The organism is Sphingomonas sp. (assembly GCF_025362505.1).
In the GTDB taxonomy this organism is placed as follows: domain Bacteria; phylum Pseudomonadota; class Alphaproteobacteria; order Sphingomonadales; family Sphingomonadaceae; genus Sphingomicrobium.
This window is the reverse complement of the sequence record NZ_JANYGG010000005.1, coordinates 1-6,232: the sequence shown is the minus strand read 5'-3', so window position 1 is coordinate 6,232 and position 6,232 is coordinate 1. Positions and strand designations below refer to the sequence as shown.

The 6,232-nt window shown below is 63.8% G+C and carries 6 protein-coding genes; all 6 read left to right on the top strand.

Features of this window, described 5'->3' with window-relative positions:
* Positions 1 to 837: FAD-dependent oxidoreductase (locus Q0R27_RS00175; protein ID WP_293939981.1), on the top strand; the 837-nt coding region annotated here is incomplete at its 5' end.
* Positions 838 to 895: 58 nt separating this feature from the next.
* Positions 896 to 2,179, top strand: coding sequence for an amidohydrolase family protein (locus Q0R27_RS00170; RefSeq protein ID WP_293939979.1), 1,284 nt, complete (start codon positions 896 to 898; stop codon positions 2,177 to 2,179).
* A 37-nt stretch (positions 2,180 to 2,216) separates the two neighbouring features.
* Positions 2,217 to 3,161: a cation diffusion facilitator family transporter gene (locus tag Q0R27_RS00165; protein WP_293939978.1), complete on the top strand. Its 945-nt coding sequence runs from the start codon at positions 2,217 to 2,219 to the stop codon at positions 3,159 to 3,161.
* A gap of 232 nt (positions 3,162 to 3,393) precedes the next feature.
* Complete coding sequence (gene rpsL, locus Q0R27_RS00160) at positions 3,394 to 3,765, top strand: 30S ribosomal protein S12 (protein ID WP_028969180.1); 372 nt, start codon at positions 3,394 to 3,396, stop codon at positions 3,763 to 3,765.
* A 72-nt stretch (positions 3,766 to 3,837) separates the two neighbouring features.
* Positions 3,838 to 4,308: a 30S ribosomal protein S7 gene (gene rpsG, locus Q0R27_RS00155; protein WP_293939977.1), complete on the top strand. Its 471-nt coding sequence runs from the start codon at positions 3,838 to 3,840 to the stop codon at positions 4,306 to 4,308.
* A gap of 80 nt (positions 4,309 to 4,388) precedes the next feature.
* The coding region (gene fusA / locus Q0R27_RS00150) for an elongation factor G (protein WP_293939976.1) at positions 4,389 to 6,232 on the top strand (1,844 nt) is incomplete at its 3' end.

Sequence of the window (6,232 nt, the reverse complement as noted above, 5' to 3'; positions counted from 1 at the left end):
GACATGGGCGCGAAGGTGACCGTGGTCGAAATGCTCGACCGGATCGTCCCGGTGGAAGATGCCGACGTGTCCGACGCGCTGCAAAAATCACTCGCCAAGCAGGGGATCGAGATCCTCACCGGCGCCGGGGTCGAGAGCCTCAAGCCCGACGCGACCGGGATCGCGGCGACGATCAAGACCGCCGACGGCAAGAGCGCGGAGCGCCGTTTCTCCCATTGCATCGTCGCGGTCGGGATCGTCCCCAATACCGAGAAGATCGGCTTGGAAAAGCTCGGCGTGACGATGGACCGTGGCTTCCTCAAGACCGACCCGATGTGCCGTACCAACGTCCCCGGGCTGTGGGCGATCGGCGACATCACCGCGCCGCCGTGGCTGGCGCACAAAGCGAGCCACGAGGGGGTCATCGCCGCCGAGGCCATCGCGCAGGAGCTCGGCAACAAGGAAGTCCACCCCCACGCGATGGACCCGATGAACATCCCGGGTTGCACCTATTGCCACCCGCAGATCGCCAGCGTCGGGCTGACCGAGGCCAAGGCGAAGGAAGCGGGGCACGAAGTCCGCGTCGGCAAGTTCCCGGCGATCGGCAACGGCAAGGCGATCGCGCTTGGCGAAGTCGAGGGGTTCGTGAAGACGGTGTTCGACGCCAAGACCGGCGAGCTGCTCGGGGCGCACATGATCGGCGCCGAAGTGACCGAACTGATCCAGGGCTATACCGTCGGCAAGACCGCCGAGCTGGTCGAGACCGATTTCATGCATACCGTCTTCCCCCATCCGACGGTCAGCGAAATGATGCACGAGAGCGTGCTGGCGGCCTATGGGAAGGCGCTTCACATCTAATCCGACTTTATCACTTGCGGCAGGTCTGCCGTGAGCCCCGCCCTGCCAAGGAGTATTCATGCGCCGTTTCCTGATCGCCGCCCTGCTCGCCGCCGTCGCCCCCGTCAGCGCCCATGCCGCCAGCGTGATCACCGCCGACCGCTACCTCGACGTCGCGACCGGGCGCTATGTCGAACATCCGGCGATCTTCGTTGGCGACGACGGGCGGATCACCGGAATTTCCGATGCACGCACGGTGCGCTTTTCCGACGCGATCAAGCATATCGACCTCCCCGGCGCGACATTGCTTCCCGGGCTGATCGACATGCATGTCCACCTGACCAGCCTTGCTGAAATCGGCGGCTATCGTGGGCTCCAGTACACCGATAATTTCTGGATGGCGGTCGGCGTTGCCAATGCCGGAAAGACGCTCGACGCGGGCTTCACCACGGTGCGCAACGTCGGCTCGGCCAACTTCGACGATGTCGCGCTCGAGCAGGCAATCGACGGCGGCTGGATCGCGGGCCCACGGATCGTCCCGGCGACTTATGCGATCGGTGCCACCGGCGGGCACTGCGACGATAACGCGCTGCCGCCGTCGTATGACAAGAAGCAGGTCAGCGTGGTCGACAGCCCCGCCGAGGCGCGCGCGAAAGTTCGCTGGCTCCACAAATATGGCGCCAAGGTCATCAAGATTTGCGCGACCGGAGGAGTGTTTAGCCTGGGCGACAGTGTGGGCGGCCAGCAGCTCAGCCTCGAGGAAATGAAGGCGATCGCCGACGAGGCGCACATGCTCCACCTAAAGGTCGCAGCCCACGCGCATGGCGACGAGGGGATTCGCGATGCGATCCTCGCCGGGATCGACACGATCGAACATGCTAGCCTGGCGAGCGACGCGACGATCCAGCTCGCCAAGGCACACCACACCTGGTTCGACATGGATATCTACAACGACGATTATATCCTCGCGACCGGCACCTCGAACGGCACCGAGCAGGAAAGCCTCGATAAGGAAAAGATGATCGGCCTCAAGCAGCGGCAGACATTCCAGCGCGCGGTGCGGGCGGGGGTGCCGATGCTGTTCGGGACCGACGCGGGCATTTATCCGCACGGGCAGAATGCGCGCCAGTTCGCCAAGATGGTCGAGTGGGGGATGACCCCGATCGAGGCGATCCGCGCGGCGACGATCAGTGCCGGGCAGGCGCTCGGTCAGGCCGAAGACGTCGGCCAGATCGCGCCCGGCCGGTTCGGCGACATGGTCGCGGTCAAGGGCGATCCGCTCCAGAATGTGCGGCTACTCGAACATGTCGACGCGGTGGTGAAGGGCGGCAAGCTCGTCGCGCGCACCGTTCCTGCGCCATGATTGGAACGCGACCGCTTGGCAAAAACTCCCTCCCGCAATGAGTACAGGGGGCCATAACAACCGGACGTTGTGGATCGCGCTAGCCGCGAACCTCGGCATTGCCGTGTTGAAGTTCGTCGCGGCGGCGATCACCGGCTCGTCGGCGATGTTGACCGAGGGCGTTCACAGCCTCGTCGACAGCATCAATCAACTGCTCCTTCTTTGGGGGCGCAAGGCGTCCCGCCGGGTGCCCGACGCGACTCACCCGTTCGGCTATGGCCGCGAGCTGTATTTCTGGAGTTTCGTCGTCGCGGTGATGGTGTTCGCGCTCGGCGCGGGCGTGTCGATCTACGAAGGCATCCTCCATATCAGCAATCCCGAACCGGCAGTATCGCCGATGGTTGCATACATCGTATTGTTGATCGCCTTCCTGCTAGAAAGCGGATCCACTTTCTCGGCGTTCAAGGAGTTCCGCGAGGCGAAGGGGCGGCTCGGCTGGTTCGAAGCGGTCAAGCGTTCGAAGGACCCGCCGACGTTCATCGTACTGCTCGAGAATGGCGCGGCGATGTTCGGGATCATCGTCGCCGCGGTAGGGCTCGCGCTCAGCCAGTCCACCGGCGATCCGCGGTTCGACGGGGCCGCTTCAATCATAATCGGCGCGATCCTCGGTTTAACCGCCTGGCTGCTGGCGGTCGAATCGAAGCAGTTGCTGATCGGCGAAAGCGCCGACCGCGAGACGATCGACGGGCTGCGCGGGCTCGTTCTCGGTCGATCGGGGATCACCGGGGTCGGCGAAGTGCTGACCGTGCACAGCTCGCCCGACCAGATCACGGCGATGATGTCGGTCGATTTCGATGACGGCATCTCGGCCCGCGAGGTCGAGGACATCATCGCCGCGATCGAGGCGGAAGCGCGGACGCACTGGCCGCTGGTCAAGCGCCTATATGTCCGCCCGCAGCGTGGAGCGGGGACGGTGGAAGAGCTTTCGACACTCGGCGGTTGACGATCGGGGGGCCTCGGGCTGGCGCCGCGACCCGTTGACCCTTTGCACCTCGGCCGCTAAAGGGCCCCTCGTCCGCAAGGCTCGCGATTCTGTCGCCACCTCGCCGGACAAGAGCTGAACATTGCTCGACGATGTGAAGGCCGGGGGGCCTGGTGCCGCCCCGGACTTCGCGTATTCGTGTTGGGCAAAAGTAACCGCCGGGGTCTGCTCGGCACAGAAAGGTGAAGGCTTCATGCCGACGATTAACCAGCTGATCCGCAAGGGTCGCGAACCGCAGAAGGCCAAGTCGAAGGTCCCTGCGATGGAGCAGAATCCGCAAAAGCGCGGCGTCTGCACCAGGGTCTATACGACGACCCCGAAGAAGCCGAATTCGGCGTTGCGCAAGGTCGCCAAGGTGCGCCTGACCAACCAGCGCGAAGTGATCAGCTACATCCCCGGCGAAGGCCACAACCTGCAGGAGCACAGCGTCGTGCTGATCCGTGGCGGGCGTGTGCGCGATCTTCCCGGCGTGCGCTATCACGTGCTGCGCGGCGTGCTCGACACCCAGGGTGTCAAGGATCGCCGCCAGTCGCGTTCGAAGTACGGCGCCAAGCGCCCGAAATAAGCTCGGCCAAAAGCTGGTTGCCAGGCCGCGCCGCCATGAGCGGGCGCGCCGCATCGTCTGAAGGAATAATATATGTCCCGTCGTCGTCGTCCAGAAAAGCGCGAAATCCTGCCCGATCCCCGTTTCGGTGATCATATCCTGTCGAAATTCATGAATTCGATCATGCTCGACGGCAAGAAGTCGGTCGCCGAGAACATCGTCTATGGTGCGCTCGAGAGCGTCGAGGCGCGCATGAAGCGCGAGCCGATCGGCGTGTTCCATGACGCCCTCAACAATGTGAAGCCGGGCATCGAGGTCCGTAGCCGCCGCGTCGGCGGTGCCACCTATCAGGTCCCGGTCGACGTCCGCGTCGAACGCGCCCAGGCGCTAGCGATCCGCTGGCTGATCACCGCCGCCCGTGCCCGTTCGGAAAAGACCATGGCCGCGCGGTTGTCGGGCGAACTGATGGATGCCGCCTCGAACCGCGGCAACGCGGTCAAGAAGCGCGAAGACACCCACCGCATGGCGGAAGCCAACCGCGCCTTCAGTCATTACCGCTGGTAGAAATCTGGCGCTGGTAGTCTTCGCACCTATATATCGGGGAGCCGGACCGTCCGGCTTCCCACCTGCTCAAGGAAACCGACATGGCCCGCAGCCATCCGCTCGACCGTTATCGCAACATCGGCATCATGGCGCACATCGACGCCGGCAAGACGACGACGACCGAGCGCATCCTCTATTACACCGGCAAGTCCTACAAGATCGGCGAAGTGCATGAAGGCACCGCGACGATGGACTGGATGGAGCAGGAGCAGGAGCGCGGGATCACGATCACGTCGGCCGCGACGACCTGCTTCTGGTCGGCCGAAGAGGGCAAGGGCCCCGAGCATCGCATCAACATCATCGACACGCCGGGCCACGTCGACTTCACCATCGAAGTCGAGCGTTCGCTGCGCGTGCTCGACGGCGCGGTCGCCTGTTTCGACGGCGTTGCCGGCGTCGAGCCGCAGTCGGAGACGGTGTGGCGCCAGGCGGAGAAGTACAAGGTTCCGCGGATGTGCTTCATCAACAAGCTCGATCGCACCGGCGCCAATTTCCAGATGTGCGTCGACATGATCAAGGACCGCCTCGGCGCGCGTCCGGCGGTGCTCTATCTCCCGATCGGGATCGAGGGCGGCTTCAAGGGGCTCGTCGACCTGGTCGAGAACCGCGCGATCATCTGGCTTGAAGAGAGCCTCGGCGCCAAGTTTGAATATCAGGCGATCCCCGACGATCTCGTCGATGCCGCCGCCGCCGCTCGCATGGAACTGATTGAGATGGCGGTCGAGCAGGACGACGATATCATGGAGGCTTACCTCGGCGGCGAGGAGCCCGACGTGAAGACGTTGAAGGCGCTGATCCGCAAGGGCACGCTCAACTTCTCGTTCGTGCCCGTGCTGTGCGGCTCGGCGTTCAAGAACAAGGGCGTCCAGCCGATGCTCGACGCGGTCATCGACTACTTGCCCAGTCCGCTCGACATCCGCCCCGCGCAGGGCGTCAACTTCCAGGACGAGCCGATCGAACGTCCTGCAGACGAAGACGGTCCGTTCGCGGCGCTCGCCTTCAAGATCGTCGCAGACCCGTTCGGCAAGCTGACCTACTTCCGGGTCTACTCCGGGTTGATCAACAAAGGCGACGAAGTCTTCAACAGCACCAAGGAAAAGCGCGAGCGCCTCGGGCGAATCTTGCTGATGCACGCCAACCAGCGTGAAGACCTCGACGTCGCCATGGCCGGAGACATCGTCGCCGGCCTCGGATTCAAAGACACCACGACCGGCGACACTCTGTGCGACCGGGCCAACCCGATCATCCTCGAGCGGATGATCTTCCCGGAGCCCGTCATCCACGTAGCCATCGAGCCCAAGACCAAGGCCGACCAGGACAAGCTGGGCAAGGCCCTCAAGAGCCTGTCCGACGAGGACCCCACGTTCCGCGTCCGCACCGACGAAGAGACCAACCAGACCGTCATCAGCGGCATGGGCGAACTCCACCTGGAGATCCTGGTCGACCGAATGCAGCGCGAGTTCAACGTCGATGCAACCGTCGGTAAGCCCCAGGTCGCATATCGCGAGACGATCACCAAGAAGGTCGAGTCCGTCGAGTATCGCCACATCAAGCAGTCGGGTGGTTCCGGTCAGTTCGCGGTCGTCAAGGTCACGCTCGAGCCGAACCCAGAGGGCGGCTACAAGTTCGTCGACAAGATCAGCGGCGGCAAGATCCCCCGTGAGTACATCCAGCCGGTGAACATGGGGATCCAGAGCTCGCTCGACAACGGCGTGCTCGCCGGATACCCCACCGTCAACGTGATGGCGACACTCGTCGACGGTCAGTACCACGACGTGGACTCCAGCGAAATGGCGTTCAAGATCGCCGGTCAGATGGTGTTCAAGAAGGCCGCCGAAATGGCCAAGCCTGTCCTGCTCGAGCCGATCATGGCTGTCGAAGTCGT